The following is a 16,998-nucleotide window of genomic DNA, read 5'->3' on the forward strand; positions in this document are numbered from 1 at the left end:
TAGGTGCGCGCATGTCGCTCGGCTCTGGCGACGGGCGGTTGACCCCGGGGCCCTGGTCCGTCGATAGCGTCGCCCATCCAAGTCTTGGGAGGACCTGCATGAAATCCGTCGTTTCGACACTGGCGCTGGCCGCCGCGCTGACCTTCGCCGCGCCGCTGATCGCGCAGCCCGCACCGACCCCCGCCGAGGCCGACGCCTTCGTCGCCGAAGCCGAGCGCGCGGCGCTGGCCTTCAGCGAGTACGGCTCGCGCATCGCCTGGGTCAACGCGACCTACATCACCGAAGACACCGACTGGCTGTCGGCCAAGGTCGGCGCCGAGGGCACGGTGATGGCGGTCAAGTTCGCCAAGGGTGCGGCGCGCTTCAATAACGTCAAGGGCCTGTCGCCCGATACGGTGCGCAAGCTCGGCATCTTGAAGCAGGGCATCACGCTGCCCGCGCCCAGTACCCCGGGTGCGGCCGAGGAGCTGGCGACGATCACGACGCGGCTGCAGTCGGCCTATGGCAAGGGCAAGGGTACGGTCGGGGGCAAGGTCACCAACGGCAACGACCTCGAGGCGCTGATGGGCACGACGCGCGACCCCGCGCTGCTCAGCGAGATGTGGACGTCGTGGCACAAGGTCGGCCAGCCGATGCGCGCCGACTATGTCCGCCTGGTCGAGATCGCGAACGCCGGCGCCAAGGAGCTCGGCTTCGCCGACACCGGCGCGATGTGGCGTGCCGGCTACGACATGCCGCCGGAGGCCTTCGCGCCGCTGATGGACAAGCTCGCGGCACAGGTGAAGCCGCTCTACGACGACCTGCACTGCTACACGCGCACCAAGCTCAACGCGAAGTACGGCGACGCGGTGCAGCCCAAGACCGGGCCGATCCGCGCCGACCTGCTGGGCAACATGTGGGCGCAGGACTGGGCCAGTATCTACGATATCGTCGCGCCGGCAGGGGCGGGGGACGTCGGCTATGACATCGGCGAGCTCCTCGTCGCCAAGGGCTATGATCCGCTGAAGATGGTCAAGACGGGGGAGGGTTTCTACTCGTCGCTCGGCCTCGCGCCGCTGCCGGCGTCGTTCTACGAGCGCTCGCAGATCACCAAGCCCGCCGACCGCGAAGTCGTCTGCCACGCCTCCGCCTGGGACATCGACAACAAGGACGACCTGCGCATCAAGATGTGCACCAAGGTCAACGCCAGCGACTTCGTGACCATCCACCACGAGCTCGGCCACAACTACTACCAGCGCGCCTACAACAAGCAGCCGTACCTGTACCTGAACGGCGCCAACGACGGCTTCCACGAGGCGATCGGCGATTTCGTCGCGCTGTCGATCACGCCCGATTACTTGGTCAAGATCGGGCTACTGGATGCCGCCAAGGTTCCCGACGCGTCGAAGGACATCGGCCTGCTGCTGCGCCAGGCGCTGGAAAAGGTGCCCGGCGTGCCGTGGACCCTGCTCGTCGACAAATGGCGCTGGGGCGTCTTCGACGGCTCGACGCCGCCGTCGGCGTACAACAAGTCGTGGACCGACCTGCGCCTTCAGTATCAGGGCATCATCCCGCCGGTGCCGCGCAGCGAGGCCGACTTCGACCCCGGTGCCAAGTACCACATCCCCGGCAACACGCCCTACGCGCGCTATTTCCTCGCGCGCATCCTGCAGTTCCAGTTCTATCAGGCGGCGTGCAAGCAGGCCGGCTGGAAGGGCCCGCTGCACCGCTGTTCCTTCTATGGCAACAAGGAGGTCGGCGCACGGCTGAATGCGATGCTCGAAGCGGGCGCGTCGAAGCCCTGGCCCGAGACGCTGGAGAAGTTCACCGGCACGCGCGACATGGATGGCCGCGCCATGCTGGCGTATTTCGCGCCGCTTCAGACGTGGCTGAAGGCGCAGAACAAGGGCCAGCAGTGCGGCTGGTCGGGCCCGAAGATCGCGGGGCTGTAGGGGCAGCAGCGGCGGGTCGCAGCGCAGCGATCCGCCGCTCGCCGAAGATCAGCTGAGCTGTTGCATCAGATACTCGGCCGACGACACCTTGAACGCACCCGGGTCCTCGACATTCAGCTCGGCGACCTTGCCGTCGCGGACCAGCATGGAGAAGCGCTGGCCGCGCTTGCCCATGCCGAAGCGGCTGCCGTCCATCGCCAGGCCGAGCGCCTCGACGAAATCGCCGTTGCCGTCCGCCAGCAGCGTGACCTTTTCGCCGACATTCGCCGCGGCGCCCCAGGCGCCCATCACGAACGCGTCGTTGACTGAGATGCAGACGATCTCGTCGACGCCCTTGGCGGCGAGCGCGTCGGCATTATCGACATAGCCGGGCAGATGCTTGGCCGAGCAGGTCGGCGTAAAGGCGCCGGGCACCGAGAACAGGGCGACGGTGCGCCCGGCGAACAGCGCGTCGGTCTGCACGGGGGCAGGGCCGGCATCGGTCATCTTCATCAGCGTGGCGCTCGGAACCGTATCACCGACCTTGATCGTCATCGCTGCTCTCCCTGTTTGCTCCAGGCGCGCATAGCGGGGCGTTCCGACGCGGTAAAGCGGACTGGCGTTTGGCGGCCGCTGCCGGGTATAACCCGCTGCAATGGACCAGCCCCGCTACCTTGTCGGACAATTGCTGCTGTCGATGCCGGGCATCGGTGACCCGCGCTTCGCGCGCGCCGTGATCGCCATCTGCGTCCACGACGACGACGGCGCGCTGGGCCTGATAGTGAATCACCCGCTGCCGATGCTGAAGGTCGGCGAGCTGATGCAGCAGCTCGACGTCGAGCCCGGGGTCACCCCCGATGTCGCGGTGCGTGCCGGCGGTCCGGTCGAGCCCGGGCGCGGCTTCGTGCTGCACTCGACCGACTGGGCCGGACAGAGCACGATCGACGTGACGGGGAAGTACGCGATGACCTCGACCCTCGACGTGCTCAAGGCAATTGCCGCCGGTACCGGCCCGACGCGCTGGCTGTCGGCGCTGGGTTATACCGGCTGGGCGGCGGGGCAGCTCGACGAGGAGATGACGCGCCACGGCTGGCACTCGATCCCGCACGACGACGCGCTGGTGTTCGACACGCCATTTGAACAGCAATGGCCGCGGGCGTTCGCGAGTGCGGGGATCGATGTCGGGCACCTGAGCGCGCAGGCGGGACGGGCGTAACTTCGGCGCGTAGTGTGATGGCACGCGCGCTCGCCAGTCTTGCCGTCATCGCCGCACTCGTCCTGACTGCTGTGGCGGCAACCCTGACCGGCGTGGCGGCGGCTATCTTGTGGGAAGCGCGCGGAGCGTACGGCGTTGCGACACCGATCATCGCCAGCGCGCTGCTCGCCGGTCTGTGCCTGCTGTCGCTCTTCGCGCTACGCCGAGCGTGGGGACATCTCGACCGGGTTCGCGGCGTCGTCGACCCGGCGCTGCTTGACCGGCGCAAGTCGCGGCGGCGGGGGAGGGCTTGGCGGTGGGGGCTCGGTGCGGTTCTGGCCGCGCTTCTGCCGTTCTACTCCGAGACGGCGACGCACGCCGCGTATTCGATCCCGGTGCTTTCCGAGGCGCAGACGATAACAGGGCAGCTGGTGGCGCCGCGAACAGGGCGCAGGGCGAGCAGGCAGGCGATCGTCGTTACCACCGCCGACGGCACGCGGCTGAGCTTCGGATGCGACCCGAACAGCAAGTGGGTCCTCGGCGAAGATTGTCTAAGCTATGCCGAACTGGAGAGGCTGGCCGGGACGCCAATCCGGATCGACTATTTCGTTCACGCCAACGCGAAGATTCTCCGCAACGTGATCCTGCGCATGCAATCGACCTCCGAAAACACGGTGCTGATCGACTATGAGGAGCAGCGCGCCCGGCTGATCGCAAACCGCGCCTGGAACCAGGCGGACACCTGGCAATCGCACGTCCCTGTCGGCCTGCTGATCGTCGTCGTCGTCTTCGGGCTATGGGAGCTTATCGCCCTGTCGCGGAGCAGCATCACTCGTCCCACGCCGACAACGTCCGCCTGACCTTGTCGAGTGCCGCCTTCTTGATCTGGCAGACGCGCGCCGCCCCGACGTTCAGCGTCTGGCCGATCTCCTCCAGGTTCAGTTCCTCGACGAAGTAGAGTTGCAGGACCAGCGCTTCACGTTCGGGCAGCTGGCCGATGGCGACAGTGACGGCGCGGCGCAGGTCGCCGCTCGCGAGGTTCTCGAAGGCGTCGGGGGCGTCGTCGGCGAACCATTCGCTGTGGTCGGAATAGACTTCGTCGAGGCTGTCGTAACGCAGCGCGTGGGTTGTCGCGTGCGCGGCGCGATAGGCGTCGACGGTCATTTCCAGCTCGGTCGCCATTTCCTCGTCGGTCGGCGGTCGGCCCAGCGCACCCGCGAGGCGAGCCGCGACGATACCGAACTCGCGCCGCCGCCGGATCGCGCTGCGCACCAGCGTCGCCGACTTGCGCAGATTGTCGATCATCGCGCCGCGCACGCGCACGCTGGCATAGGTGGCGAAGGCTGCGTGGCCGCGGTCCTCGAAGGCGTGCGCACTCTCGATCAGCGCGACCATTCCGATCTGCACGAGGTCCTCGATCGGGATCGCGGTCGAGACGCGGGCATGGACGTGCCAGGCGATGCGCCGCACCAAGCCCAGGTGCGAGCCGATCAGCCGTTCGGGATCGGTCACCGCCAGCGCGCGCGGCGCGTAGGCGGTCAGGTTGTGGCCAAGTCGGGCGTCCATCGGGTCAGGCTCCTTGCAATAGCGGTTGCGCCGCGCCGACCGTCGCGATGACGTCGATGGCGCGGTCGTCGGGGACTTCGAAGACGCCGAGGACATGGACGCCGGGCAGGCGGTGGCGCAGCAGCTCGAACAGCGCGCGGCGTACCTGCGGCGTGGTGACGACGACGACGGGCGCACCTGCCTCGCGCAGCGGCGCTGCCGCATCGGCGAGCGCGGCGGTGACCCGCCCGCCGAGCGCCGCGTCGAAGGGATAGGCGCTGCCCGGTGCGGCGCGGACCGATGCGGCGAGCAGGTCCTCCAACTCGGGCGCGAGCGTGACCGCGGTCAGCGGCGCTCTCAGCTCGGCTAGGTCCTGAACGATCGCGCTGCCGAGTGCGGGGCGGACGAGTTCGGTCAGCTCGGCAGGGTCGGCACTGCGTGTCGCGACCGACGCCAGTGCGCCGATGGTGCGACGCAGGTCGGCAATCGGCACACCTTCTTCCAGCAGTCGCGCCAAGACTGCGGTGACGGTTGCGAGCGGCAGCAGCTTAGGGACCAGACCGACGACCAGTTGCGGCGCGGTCCGCGCCAGCGTGTCGAGCAGTGCCTGCACCTCGTCCTGCCCCAGCAGCTGGTGCGCGTGGGCGCGCAGCAGCGTGTCGAGGTGCGTGCCGATCACCGTCGCGGCATCGACGACGGTATATCCCGCCGCAGTCGCCAGCCCCTCTTCGGCAGGGTCGATCCAGCGCGCATCAAGGCCGAAGCTGGGGTCCTTCGCCGAGCGGCCGGGCACCGGCGTATCGATCGGCCCGGCCTCCAGCGCCAGTCGATCGTCGGGCCACGCGGCATCCTCGCCGACGATCACCCCGCCGATGCGGATGCGGTAGGTCTGCGGCGGCAGCGCGATGTCGTCGCGCACCCGAACCTGCGGCACGACGAAGCCCAGCCGCTTCGACAGCGCCCGCCGGATCGCGGTGATCCGCGCCATCAGCGGCGCGCCGCTGGCGGCATCGACGAGGCCGAGCAGCCCGAACCCCAGGTCGACGCCGATCGCCGCAGTGTCGGCGATATCGTCCCACTCGATGCTCGCGGTGTCGGGGGGTGCCGCGGCCTCAGGCGGCGGGGCAGGGCGCGGCCGCGACAGCGTCCAGGCCGCGAAGCCGCAACCGCCGGCCGCGCCCAGCAGCACCAGATGCGGCATCCCCGGCAGCACGCCCAGCAGCGCGAGGATCCCCGCCACCGGCAGCCACGCCGCAGGTCCCGAGAACTGCCGCCCGATCTGCCCCGCGAGATCATGTTCGGACGCGACGCGCGTGACGATCATCGCCGCCGCGATCGACAGCAGGAGTGCGGGCACCTGCGCCACCAGCCCGTCGCCGATGGCGAGCAGGATATAGGTCTCGGCGGCTTCGGACAGGCTCAGCCCATGCTGGACGGTGCCCAGGATCAGCCCGCCGATGACGTTGATGAACAGGATCAGCACGCCCGCGACGGCGTCGCCCTTCACGAACTTCGAGGCGCCGTCCATGCTCCCGTGAAAGTCGGCCTCGGTCGATACCTGGGCGCGGCGGGCGCGCGCCTCGTCGGCGGTGAGCAGCCCGGCGTTGAGGTCGGCATCGATCGCCATCTGCTTGCCCGGCATAGCGTCGAGGGTGAAGCGCGCCGCGACCTCCGACACGCGCCCCGCTCCCTTGGTAATGACGACAAGGTTGATGATCATCAGGATCGCGAAGACGAAGATGCCGACGACATAGTCGCCGCCGATCAGGAAGGTGCCGAATGCCTCGATGACGTGCCCCGCCGCCGCGGTACCCTCATGCCCCGCGACCAGCACGACCCGCGTCGAGGCGACGTTGAGGCTGAGCCGCAGCAGCGTCGCGAACAGCAGCACGGTCGGGAACGCCGAGAAGTCGAGCGGCGCCCGCGTGTTGATCGCGACCATCAGGACGATCAGCGCGATGCCGATGTTGAGGACGAAGAAGATGTCGAGCAGCCACGGCGAGATCGGCACGACCATCAGCAGGACGAGCGTCAGGATCGCGAGCGGGAGCAGCATCGCGCGATAATCGATGCGGGCGAGCGCGGTCATGCGCCGAGATCAGCCAGCAGCAGATAGGCGGTGCGCGCGGCGGCGACCGGCAAGACGGTGCCGGTCCGGGGCAGGGAGGTGCCGCCCTGCTCGGTAGCGCGCTGCGGTGCCGAACCCAGCTTCGCCTCGAACCGCGCATAGACTTCGTCGAGCGTGCGCGCCCGACCTCCGGCGGCGGTAAACACGCCCGCATTGGCGCGCGCGGCGGCGGGCAGTACCGCACTCGCGGCGGCCGCATCGGGCGCGGCATCACGGGCCCGCAGAAAGCGCACCGCCCCCGCGGGCCCCAGGAAATGCGCGAGATACAGGTCGGTGGCGTTTGCCGTCCGGCCCAGCCGCCGCTCAAGCGTCGCGGCATTGTCCTGCGCGAACGCCGCCGCCATCGCCGAGGAGGCGCCTGCATCAAGGCGCAAGTCGAGGATCGCGACGCGCTCTTCCGGCGTCGCGCCGCGCTTCAGGATCGCCGCGGCGTCGCCCAGCCCATGCTCGGCGCCGTGCCGGCGGACCGTGTCGAGCCAAGTGCCTTGCGTGAACTGGAAAAGGCCGCGCGCGCTGCTGGTCGGCGCGGCGGCACGCGGGTCCAGCCCACTTTCGACGCGCGCCTGCGCCACCAGATAGTCGAAGTCGACGCCCGTGCGGGCCGAGGCGAGGCGGATCGCGCCAACCACCGCCGTCCCGTCGATCGCTGCCACGTCCATGCAGGTCCGCTCCCTCAGGAAGCGTTCTGCAAGTGCCGTGCCAGTCTGCTAGGGAACCCGGCGTAACGAACATCGGTTAACCCAACATGGCGAGCCCACCGACCACCCGCGCCGCACCGGCGCGCAATCCCCTCGACACAGGTATCAGCAGTCTCGTCGCGGTCCTCGCGACTCTGATCGGCCTGTTCATCCTGGCGTACGTAGTGCTGTACGTGACCAAGGGGCGCTTCCTGAAGTCGACGTTCGAAAGTTATGCCAGCGACTTCGCAGATCGCGGCGTTCGCGTCGGCGGCGACTTCCAGTTCTACCTCAACCCGCACATCAAGTTTCTCGCCGAGGACCTGCAAGTCGACAACCCGGCCTGGGCCAAGGACCGCCAGCTGTTCGTGGCGAAGCGCATCGATAGCGAGATCGGCGTCTGGGACCTGATCCGCGGCGAGCGGCGCGTGCGCTTCCTCGACCTCGACGGTGCGCGTGTCGGCGCCGAGATCGATGCAAAGGGACGCAACACCTGGACCTTCGCGGGCGAAGAGCCCTTCAAGATCCCCGCGATCGACCGCGCCAGCATCACCGGCTCGACATTGCACTACATCGACGCGCGCCAGCAGGTCGATGCCCGCGTCGCCTTCGGAAACATCGGCGCGGTCAACGCGCGCGACGAGGGGACGCCGACGGTCAACGACCCGATCACCTTCACCGGCGGCGGCACGGCGCGCGGCGAGGACTTCACCGTCCGCGGCGCGCTGACGACGCCGAACAGTGCGGCCGCCGGTGGCCGTGTCGGTTTTGCGCTTCACGCACGCGCTGCGGCGACGAAGATCGACGTGTCGGGGTCGCTGGCTGGCGTCTCCCGCCTCGACGGCGCCGATCTCGAGTTTTCCGCCGTCGGCCCGAATTTGCAGCTTCCGCTCGCTGTGTTCGGCAAGACCGGGCCGGCGACTGCCTTCGACATCTCGGGCACGATCAAGCCCGTCGACGCTGCGAACCCGCAAGGCCGCTCGCGTCTCAATTTGCGTGCCGAGGCCGTGCAGACGCGAGCGACGGTGTCGGGGATCATTCCGCGCAGCAACGATATCGAGGGGGCCGACCTGCGTGTCGGGATCGCCGGGCGCAATATCCAGAACGTCTTCAAACTGTTCAACGTGGTTGCCCCGGCGACGCGCGCCTATTCACTCAAGGCGAACTTTCGAAAGTCCGGACAAATCTATCGCTTCACGCGCGTCACCGGAAAGTTCGGCGATAGCGACATCGCCGGCGCATTCACTGCCGATGTTTCAGGCGCAAAGCCCCTGCTGACCGGTGACCTGCGCACCAAGGTTCTCGACATCATCGACATCGGCCCGTGGATCGGCTTCTCGCCCGACGCGCTCGATGCCAAGGGTGCGGCCGCTGTGGTGCGCACGGTGGCGGGCACGCCGCGCGTCATTCCCGACGCGACGCTGGCGATCGAGCAGCTGAAGTCGTTCGACGCCAACGTCAAATATGCCGCCGAGAAAATCCGCACCGGGAACGTGCCGTTGAGCGGGCTGATCGTCGATCTGTCTCTGAAAGACAGCCGGCTGATCCTGAAGCCGGTCGCGGTCAACATTATCGGCGGTCGCCTGACTGCGAACATCGACCTGAACGCCGGCGTCAGCCCGGTCGTCACTGCCTATGATATCCGGATGAGCCGGGTGCCGCTGGGCCAGCTGCTGACCTCTTTCGACGTGGAGAAGAGCGGCACTACCGCCAGCGTCTTCGGGCGTGTCGAGCTGAAGGGCTACGGCGACACGATGCGGGAGTCGCTGGCGTCGTCGTCGGGGCGCATCGCGCTGGTTTTCCCGGCGGGCACGCTGTGGGTGCGCAACATCCAGCTCGGCAAGCTCGACCTGCAGAATTACATCACCTCGGGCATCCTCGCGAAGCTGAAGAAGCCGCAGGAGATCCGCTGCGGTGTGATCGCCTTCACCGTCAAGGACGGTATCGCCCGCGCCGACCCGGTGCTGTTCGACACCAGACGCGCCAATTTCCGGGGCGAAGGTGCCTTCAGTTTCAAGGACGAGAGCATGGCGCTGTCGGTGCGCGGCGACTCGAAGGAGTTCAGCCTGTTCTCCGGCCAGTCGCCGATCGGCGTCGCGGGATACTTCGCGGCGCCTCGCATCCAGCCGATTTCACGCCAGTTGCTGACGCGCGCGGGAGTCGGAGTCGGGCTTGGTCTGGCGACCGGCGGCGTCGGCGCGCTGCTTGCCTTCGTGGACATCGGCGACGCCAAGAACGTTAACTGCGCCGCGGTTCAGGCCGCGAAAACTGCCGCTCAGGTCGACGCCGCGCCCGGCGACCGCAAGTCACGGAAGTAAAGACCATTACGGTTCTATCACCTGCATCTTTCGGGCAGGCCCGTCCGTATCTTTGGGCGGTCAGCATGGTGGTTTCTGTATGCGTATGAATGGACAATCGCAGGTGCGTCGCGCGGTTGCGGGCAGCGACGTGCCACTCTTGGCGGATGCCCTTGTCGGACTGCTGCGCCGCGCCGGGCTCACGATCGACAACGCCCATGTTCGCGCTGCCAAGGCGCGCGATGCGGTTCTCGACGACGTTCCCGACATCGCCGTTCTCGACTTCGCTGAGGGGCCGCCATCGGCGCTCGACATCCTGCGCGACGTGCGCGGCGCCTCCTCGCCGACGCGGGTCATCCTGTTCGTCGGGCTCGAAGGCCTCGAGCCGATCGACGCGGTCGAACTCGGTGTCGACGGACTGCTGCCGCGCGATGCGCCGGTGGCGGCAGTCTCCGAATGCATCGAGCGTGTCGCAAGCGGCGAGCAGTGGCTCGACCAGCGTGCGATGCGCGTCGCCCACGACCGGCTGACGCAGCGCCATTCGCCCGCCGCTGGCCTGCTGACGCCGCGTGAGCGCGATGTCGCGCGGCTCGTCGCGACGGGCCAGCGCAACCGCGGAATCGCCACGGCGCTCGGCATCTCCGAGGGCACGGTGAAGATGCACCTGCACAACGTCTACGCGAAGATGGGGCTCGAAAGCCGCACCCAGCTGGCGATGGACACGCGCCTCGCGTCTATGCGCTGAGCGGCGTCTCTATCCCTGCCAGCGCCGCAACGAACTGGTCGAGGCAGCGATCCCAGCTGAAGTGCGTCGCATAGGCCGCACATGCTCTGCGGTCGGCCTTCATTGCACGGGCGACGGCCTGGCCCAGGTCGGCATCGATTGCGCCGATCGGCACGGTGCCGCCAGCCACCCCCAGCCCGTCCTCGCCGACGATGTCGAGCGGCCCCGCGACAGGGAAGCCGGCCACCGGCGTACCGCAGGCCAGTGCCTCGATCATCACCAGCCCGAAGGTGTCGGTCAGGCTGGGGAAGACGAACACGTCGGCGGCGCGGTACGCCCCCGCCAGTGCCGCGCCGTGCAGCGGCCCCAGGAACACGACATCGGGATAGCGCGCCCGTAGGCTGCTCAGCGCCGGACCTTCGCCCACTACGACCTTGGTGCCTTCTCCCCTGAGATCGAGAAAGGCGCTCAGGTTTTTCTCGACCGCGACGCGCCCGACACTCAGCTGGATTGGTCGCGCCAGCCCCGCCATTGCCGGATGCGGCGCCACGTCGGTCGAGAAGGCCGCCAGATCGACCCCGCGCGACCAGAGCTGAGTTTGCGTCAGGTCGTGCGTCGCAAGCTCGGCCGCCAGCCGCGGCGTCGCCACCAGGATATGCCGCGCGGGCGCGTGGAAGCGCGTCACCTGCTTCCACAGCCAGTCGGTGCTCAACGGCGTCCGCGCCGCGACATAGTCGGGAAAGCGCGTGTGGAACGACGTGGTGAACGGAATGCCGCGCGCCGCGCACCAGCCCCGCGCCAGCCAGCCGAGCGGGCCTTCGGTCGCGATGTGGATCGCCTCGGGCCGGAACTCGTCGATCAGGCGTGACACCGCACGCCGCGTCGTCAGCGCCAGGCGGATCTCGGCATAGGTCGGGCAGGGCACCGAGACGAACAGGTCGGGGGTGATCGTCTGCACGACGTGCCCGCGCGCCCGCAGCATGTCGACCGTGGTGGTCAGGGTGCGGACGACGCCGTTGACCTGCGGCGCCCAGGCATCGCTGACGAGGGTGATGCGCAATGTCAGGCGGCGACCGGGACCAGCGCCGCGACGGGCTCACGCCCCTGCCGGCGCGCGGCGGTGCGCGCCGCCCAGTCGATGATCTCCATGCGCCCGTCGCGATGCTCGATCAGCGCGGTGCAGCTCTCGACCCAGTCGCCGTCATTGTAATAGGTGATGCCGTCGAAGTCGCGGATCTCGGCGGTGTGGATATGGCCGCAGACGACGCCGTCGACGCCGCGGTCGCGTGCGGCATGCGCCACCGCCTCCTCGAACCGCGAGATGAACGACACGGCGTTCTTGACCTTCTTCTTGATGTGCGCCGACAGCGACCAATAGGGCAGGCCGAAGCGGCGGCGCACCGCGTTGAAGCCGATGTTGCACTTCAGCAGCAGGGCGTAGGCATAGTCGCCCAGGAACGCCAGCCAGCGCGCATAGAGCACGACACCGTCGAATTCGTCGCCGTGGAGAACGAGCAGGCGGCGGCCGTCGGCGGTGGCGTGGATCGCCTCGTGCACCACCTCGACCCCGCCGAAGTTGAGGCCCGTGAAGTCGCGCAGCATCTCGTCGTGATTGCCGGGGATATAGACGACGCGCGTGCCCTTGTTGGCGAGTTTCAGCACGCGGCGGACGATGTCGTTGTGCGCGGCGGGCCAGTACCAGCCCTTCTTGAGCCGCCAGCCGTCGATGATGTCGCCGACGAGATACAGCGTCTCGGGCTGCACGCTCTTCAGGAAATCGAGGAGGAGGACGGCGTTGCAGCCCGACGTGCCGAGGTGGGTGTCGGAGATCCAGATCGTGCGTGGCCGCAGCTTGCCCTTGGGGTCGACATCGTCGTCGGCATTCACCCAAGCCGGCATGCCGGGCAGGTCGGGGGCGAGCACGTCGCGGAGCGATGAGCCGAACGCCACTAGGGGTTGCGATGCCATCGGCCACTCACCATCCGTAACGGTTACGTGTCCACTACATCTTGTGTGCGACAATGTCGTGACAGGCAAGTCCCGGCGGCGGCGTGGTGGAGCAGAGGGGGATCGAACCCCTGACCTCAGCAGTGCGATTGCTGCGCTCTCCCATCTGAGCTACTGCCCCACGCCGGAAGGCGGTCCGTATAGGGGCGTGTTCGCGGCTATGCAACGTCCGTTTCGCGTGTCCTCGCATAGGCCTGCGATCCGCGGGTGATCACCGTGTCGCCGGGCGCGATCTCGGCGATGTCGAGGTCAGGCAGCGTCGCCAGATCGGCGTAGAGCGGCGCGAAATCGGTATCGAGCGTCGTGCGCAGCAGCTGGTCGAAGCTGTCGACGACGAAATACCCCTGCTGGTAATCGTCGATGCGGTACGGCGTGCGCATCACCCGCGCGAGGTCGAAGCCGATGCGGTTGGGCGAGGGGTCGTCGAGGGCGAAGCGGCTCTCGCCGTGGCTCGACACGATGCCGGCGCCGTAGAGCTTCAGGCCGCCATCGGCGCGGATCAGCCCGAACTCGACCGTGTACCAGTAGAGCCGCGCCAGCCGCCCGATCGCGCCGTGCTCCATCGCGCGCAAGCCTCCCTGGCCATAGGCCTGCATGTAATCGGCGAACACCGGCTGGCTGAGCAGCGGCACGTGCCCGAAGACGTCGTGGAAGACATCGGGCGCCTCCAGATAGTCGAGCTCGTGCGCGCCGCGGATGAAGCTGCCGGCGACGAAGCGGCGGTTGGCGAGATGTTCATAGAACACCTCGTCGGGAACCAGCCCCGGCACCGCGACCACCGACCAGCCTGTGGCGGCGTGCAGCCGTTCGGACAGCTCGTCGAAGTCCGGGATGCCAGGCTTGGACAATGCGAGGATGTCGAGGCCGTCGAGGAATGCCGGGTGGGCGCGGTCCTTGAGCAGCGCGGTCTGGCGCGCGAACAGCGTATCCCACACCGCGTGTTCGGCGGGCGTATAGTCGGCCCAGTTCTGCGGCACCGTCCAGTCGGCGGCGGCGTGCGGCGGGGGCAGGTCGGTCATCGCCTGCGTCTAACGCGCAGGGAGCGAAACAGGAACCCGCTGCCACAGCGTCGCAACGGGGGTCGGGTTGCGGGCTACGGCCGCGAGCTTGCTGCCCGGCGTGAGCAGCGGTGCTGCAAGATGCACGATCACCGGCTTGCGGGGGCCCTCGGCGCGCGCCACGACCCGCCACGAATAGCCCTGCGGCGGCTTCTCGTCGCCGTGCGCGTTCTTGAGGCTGGCGATGGTTAGCCAAAACCCACCAGGCGGCGGAGCGCCGGTCACCAGCCGCGCCCGCGTCGCGGCGTCGGCGAGGGCCAGCGTGCTGAGCGTCCAGCGGTCGGCATGGACCGGCCCCGGCACGCGCGCCAGGACACGCTGCGTCAACTCCTCGTATTGCGTCTTGTAGACTGCGGTGATGTCGATCGTGACAAGGAGCACGACCAGCTTCGCGACGCCGAGCAGCGCCAGCACGATCCGTGTACGCCCCCGCCACGCCAGCGGCAGCGCGACGCCGGCGATCAGGCACCCGCACAGGATCGCGGGCATGAACATGCGCGGCTTGGGATCGGTCGCGATCACATAGATGACGAAGGCGATATGCGCGGCCGCCAGCCCGGCGAGGATGACGACCGTCCGCCCTTCGCGCCCGCGCAACCGCCGCCCGGCAAACAGCACGGCGATGCCGGCGATCAGGAAGACGAGGCCGTAGCGCCCGTTCAGGAACAGGTTGAGCCACGGATCGACGAGATAGTGGATGCGGAGCGGCCCGACGCCAATCCACCGCGCCATCATCTGCGGGTTCATCGCTGGCGTGCTGCCCCCGGCGACGAGCCCTTGCAGGTTGGTGCTCGGCACCTCGACGTGGCGCATGTCGACATGCAGGCGGTACAGCGGATCGCCGCTGGCGTGCCACAGGATCAGCTGCTCGGGCAGCCAGACGCACAGAAAGCCAAGCGCGATCCATAGATAGGCGCGGCGCGGCACGCCGACGCCCGTCAGCCAGAGAAGGCCGAGCACGACCATCAGCGATGCCGCCGTCTCGCGCACCGCGAAAGCGAGTCCCGCAGCAACTCCGCAGGCGATCAACCAGCGTGTTTGCGCGCCGCCGCCCGCGCGGGCGGCGAGGATGAACGACCAGGCGCCCACGCTCATGAACAGCAGTTCCGGCAGATCGGCGGTCAGTCGCGTCGCCGCGAACAGGATTTCGCTGGTGGTGACCAGCATCGCGCAGGCCAGCAGAGCGGCTGCGCCGCCGAGGACGCGCCGGGCCGCCCAATAACTGAAGATCAGCAGGGCCGCGAACGCCGCCAGTCCCGGCACCATCGCCGCGAACCGCGTACGGCCGAAGGCTTCCAGTGCCCCCCAGGCGGGCAACACGACCGGCCAGCGCAGTGACCAGTGGACGGTACCAAGGTTCGGCGCCTCGACCCATTGCAGCGCTGCCTCGAGGTAGCGTGCGTCGTCCCAGCGGCCGCCGAAATAGCCGGGCGGGTCGAGTGCCAGCAGCACCGCGGTGCCGATCAGCAGTGCCGCAAACCAGACGGCGTCGCGCCGCGCGGTCAATGAGTTCTCAGGAAAGTTGGATGCCCCGCGAGGATTCGAACCTCGATTAACGGAGTCAGAGTCCGTTGTCTTACCTTTAGACGACAGGGCATCAGGGCGCGGCGGTGACTAGCCGCAGCCCATATAAGTGTCAACGCGGCCGTGCCTATTTCTCGGTCTTGGCGGTGCCGGTGACTTCCGGCGCACCGGGGCCGCCGACATTGCCCTCGGGCTGCGCGGCAGCACTGGCGGCATCGGCGACCGGAACGTCGGGGGCCTTGCCGGCCGCCGGCGCAGGCTGCTCCGACGACGGCACGGCAGCGGTCTCAGCCGGCACCGGGGGCAGCGGCAGGGGGCTGTCGCTCTTCGAGTTCAGATAGGCGATGACCGCAGCGCGCTCGTCGGGCTTCGACAGGCCGGCGAATGCCATCTTGGTGCCGGGCAGATAGGTCTTGGGGCTCTTCAGCCACGCCGACATCTCATCCCAGTTCCACGGCTTGCCCTTCATGCCGGCCATCGGCTCCGAGTAACCGAAGCCTGCCTGATGAGCGTGCGAATTGCCGATGATGCCATACAGGTTGGGGCCGATGCCGGCGGCACCGCCCTTGTCGACATTGTGGCAGGCAGCACACTTCTTGAAGACCGCCTCGCCCTTCTCGACGGTCGCCGAGGCGAGATAGAAGGCGATCGGCTTCTCGGCTTCAGCGGGGGCCGCGCCGGCAACCGCCTCGACCTCGACGCCCTCGACGACATAGGAGGGCTTGGCGAGCCTGACCGGCGCGAACATCAGGCCGGTCACGATGACCAGCGCGAGGATCGTCGTCCCGGCGGCGAGCACCCAGCCCGCAATCTTGTTCCACTCGAAACTGTCCACAATGCCTCCGGCGTGCGCGCAGTCGCGGTGCGCTGCAGCAATAATGGGCGGACGCATAGCCAAGGGGGCACGCGGCGGCAAGGGGGCGCGCTGCGGCAAGCCGCAGCAAGGCCCCGCTTGTCACACGTGCGCTGCCTGCTAGGTCGGTCGCGATGGACAACTACCCCGAACCCGCCCGCCGCCTCGTCGCCGCGATGACCGACGCCGCCGACCGCGAACCACGGCGCACCGTGGCGTTCCAGGGCGCGCCCGGCGCCTATTCGCACCAGGCGGTGCGCGAGGCGTTTCCCGACGCGCTCCCGCTGCCATGCCTGTCGTTCGAGGATGCGATCGAGGCCGTCCAGTCGGGCGCGGCGGCGAAGGGTATGATCCCGATCGAGAACTCGCTGCACGGGCGGGTCGCCGACATCCATTTCCTGCTCCCCGAATCCGGGCTGCACATCATCGCCGAACATTTCGTGCGCGTCCGGCACTGCCTGTTGTCGGGCGGCGAGCGGGGGCAGGTGCGCGAGGCGCTGAGCCACCCCCAGGCGCTCGGCCAGTGCCGCGCCCGGCTGAAGGACTGGGGCATCAAGGCGGTCGGCGCGTTCGACACGGCTGGTGCCGCGGCGCTGGTTGCCGAGCGCGGCGACCCCGCGCTGGCGGCGGTCGCGTCGGCACTGGCAGGCGAACTTTACGGCCTGACGACGCATGCCGAGGGAATCGAGGATGCGCCGCACAACACCACGCGCTTCGTCGTGCTGGCGCGCGACGCGGTGCTGCCGCAGCCCGGCGAGCCGGTGATGACCTCGCTCAATTTCGAAGTGCGCCAGCGCCCTGCGGCACTGTTCAAGGCGCTCGGCGGTTTCGCGACCGAGGGGGTGAACATCACCAAGCTCGAAAGCTATCTGCGCGATGGCAGCTTCGCGGCGGCCGAATTCTATGCCGAGGTCGAGGGGGCCGAGAGCGATGCCGCGGTTGCGCGCGCGCTCGACGAGCTGCGCTACCACACCAACTGGCTGCGCCTGCTCGGAACCTATCCGCGGGCCCGCGAGCGCAGCTGACGCCAATCGGATTAAGCACTTGGGCCCCCGGCCGTAACTCCATGGACGCCGCAGC

At 68.5% G+C, this 16,998-nt stretch carries 15 protein-coding genes and 2 tRNA genes; 6 read left to right on the forward strand and 11 right to left on the reverse strand.

Annotated elements, in window-relative coordinates; all coding sequences use genetic code 11:
- Positions 1-98: 98 nt before the first annotated feature.
- Complete coding sequence (locus FMM06_RS07240) at positions 99-1,931, forward strand: M2 family metallopeptidase (protein WP_144236608.1); 1,833 nt, start codon at positions 99-101, stop codon at positions 1,929-1,931.
- 48 nt (positions 1,932-1,979) lie between these two features.
- Here FMM06_RS07240 and FMM06_RS07245 read toward each other — a convergent pair whose 3' ends face one another.
- Positions 1,980-2,465: a peroxiredoxin gene (locus FMM06_RS07245; protein WP_144236609.1), complete on the reverse strand. Its 486-nt coding sequence runs from the start codon at positions 2,463-2,465 to the stop codon at positions 1,980-1,982.
- 100 nt (positions 2,466-2,565) lie between these two features.
- Here FMM06_RS07245 and FMM06_RS07250 point away from each other — a divergent pair, with 100 nt between their 5' ends.
- Positions 2,566-3,126: a YqgE/AlgH family protein gene (locus FMM06_RS07250; protein WP_144236610.1), complete on the forward strand. Its 561-nt coding sequence runs from the start codon at positions 2,566-2,568 to the stop codon at positions 3,124-3,126.
- A 17-nt stretch (positions 3,127-3,143) separates the two neighbouring features.
- Positions 3,144-3,965, forward strand: coding sequence for a hypothetical protein (locus tag FMM06_RS07255; protein WP_144236611.1), 822 nt, complete (start codon positions 3,144-3,146; stop codon positions 3,963-3,965).
- Here the strand turns inward: FMM06_RS07255 and fliA are convergent.
- Genes fliA through FMM06_RS07270 form a run of 3 tightly spaced genes read right to left on the reverse strand, consistent with a single transcriptional unit; the run spans position 3,934 to position 7,437 of the window.
- The gene (gene fliA / locus FMM06_RS07260) at positions 3,934-4,671 is read right to left on the reverse strand and encodes an RNA polymerase sigma factor FliA (RefSeq protein ID WP_144236612.1); all 738 of its coding nucleotides are present in this window, start codon (positions 4,669-4,671) and stop codon (positions 3,934-3,936) included. The two genes, FMM06_RS07255 and fliA, sit on opposite strands and share 32 nt — an antisense overlap.
- 4 nt (positions 4,672-4,675) lie before the next feature.
- The gene (gene flhA, locus FMM06_RS07265; RefSeq protein WP_144236613.1) at positions 4,676-6,739 is read right to left on the reverse strand and encodes a flagellar biosynthesis protein FlhA; all 2,064 of its coding nucleotides are present in this window, start codon (positions 6,737-6,739) and stop codon (positions 4,676-4,678) included.
- Complete coding sequence (locus FMM06_RS07270; RefSeq protein ID WP_144236614.1) at positions 6,736-7,437, reverse strand: transglycosylase SLT domain-containing protein; 702 nt, start codon at positions 7,435-7,437, stop codon at positions 6,736-6,738. Before FMM06_RS07270 ends, flhA begins: the two co-directional genes overlap by 4 nt.
- A gap of 86 nt (positions 7,438-7,523) precedes the next feature.
- On the opposite strand from FMM06_RS07270, the gene FMM06_RS07275 reads away from it, so the two are divergent.
- Positions 7,524-9,773, forward strand: a complete 2,250-nt coding sequence (locus FMM06_RS07275) for an AsmA family protein (RefSeq protein ID WP_144236615.1) — start codon at positions 7,524-7,526, stop codon at positions 9,771-9,773.
- 139 nt (positions 9,774-9,912) lie between these two features.
- A complete protein-coding gene (locus FMM06_RS07280) occupies positions 9,913-10,497 on the forward strand; it encodes a response regulator transcription factor (protein ID WP_144236616.1) in 585 nt (194 codons plus the stop codon).
- On the opposite strand, the gene FMM06_RS07285 is transcribed toward FMM06_RS07280, so the two are convergent.
- From FMM06_RS07285 to FMM06_RS07315, 7 genes are all read right to left on the reverse strand, one after another.
- A complete protein-coding gene (locus FMM06_RS07285) occupies positions 10,487-11,536 on the reverse strand; it encodes a glycosyltransferase family 4 protein (RefSeq protein ID WP_144236617.1) in 1,050 nt (349 codons plus the stop codon). The two genes, FMM06_RS07280 and FMM06_RS07285, sit on opposite strands and share 11 nt — an antisense overlap.
- 2 nt (positions 11,537-11,538) lie before the next feature.
- Positions 11,539-12,375 carry a UDP-2,3-diacylglucosamine diphosphatase gene (locus FMM06_RS07290; RefSeq protein WP_144237129.1) on the reverse strand — a complete coding sequence of 279 codons (837 nt, stop codon included), beginning with the start codon at positions 12,373-12,375 and terminating at the stop codon, positions 11,539-11,541.
- Positions 12,376-12,528: 153 nt separating this feature from the next.
- Positions 12,529-12,604 (reverse strand) — tRNA-Ala (locus FMM06_RS07295).
- Between the two features lie 37 nt (positions 12,605-12,641).
- Positions 12,642-13,502 (reverse strand): phenylalanine 4-monooxygenase, encoded by an 861-nt coding sequence (gene phhA, locus FMM06_RS07300; protein ID WP_144236618.1) that lies wholly within the window; start codon positions 13,500-13,502, stop codon positions 12,642-12,644.
- A 9-nt stretch (positions 13,503-13,511) separates the two neighbouring features.
- On the reverse strand, positions 13,512-15,047 hold the full coding sequence (locus FMM06_RS07305) for an ArnT family glycosyltransferase (protein ID WP_144236619.1): 1,536 nt from the start codon (positions 15,045-15,047) through the stop codon (positions 13,512-13,514).
- A gap of 17 nt (positions 15,048-15,064) precedes the next feature.
- Positions 15,065-15,138, reverse strand: a tRNA-Gln gene (locus FMM06_RS07310).
- A gap of 54 nt (positions 15,139-15,192) precedes the next feature.
- Entirely contained in the window at positions 15,193-15,900 is a 708-nt protein-coding gene (locus FMM06_RS07315; RefSeq protein WP_144236620.1) for a c-type cytochrome, read from the reverse strand.
- A gap of 152 nt (positions 15,901-16,052) precedes the next feature.
- On the opposite strand from FMM06_RS07315, the gene FMM06_RS07320 reads away from it, so the two are divergent.
- On the forward strand, positions 16,053-16,943 hold the full coding sequence (locus tag FMM06_RS07320) for a prephenate dehydratase (RefSeq protein ID WP_144236621.1): 891 nt from the start codon (positions 16,053-16,055) through the stop codon (positions 16,941-16,943).
- Positions 16,944-16,998: the final 55 nt, after the last annotated feature.

The organism is Glacieibacterium frigidum (assembly GCF_007097155.1).
GTDB classification, from domain to species: domain Bacteria; phylum Pseudomonadota; class Alphaproteobacteria; order Sphingomonadales; family Sphingomonadaceae; genus Glacieibacterium; species Glacieibacterium frigidum.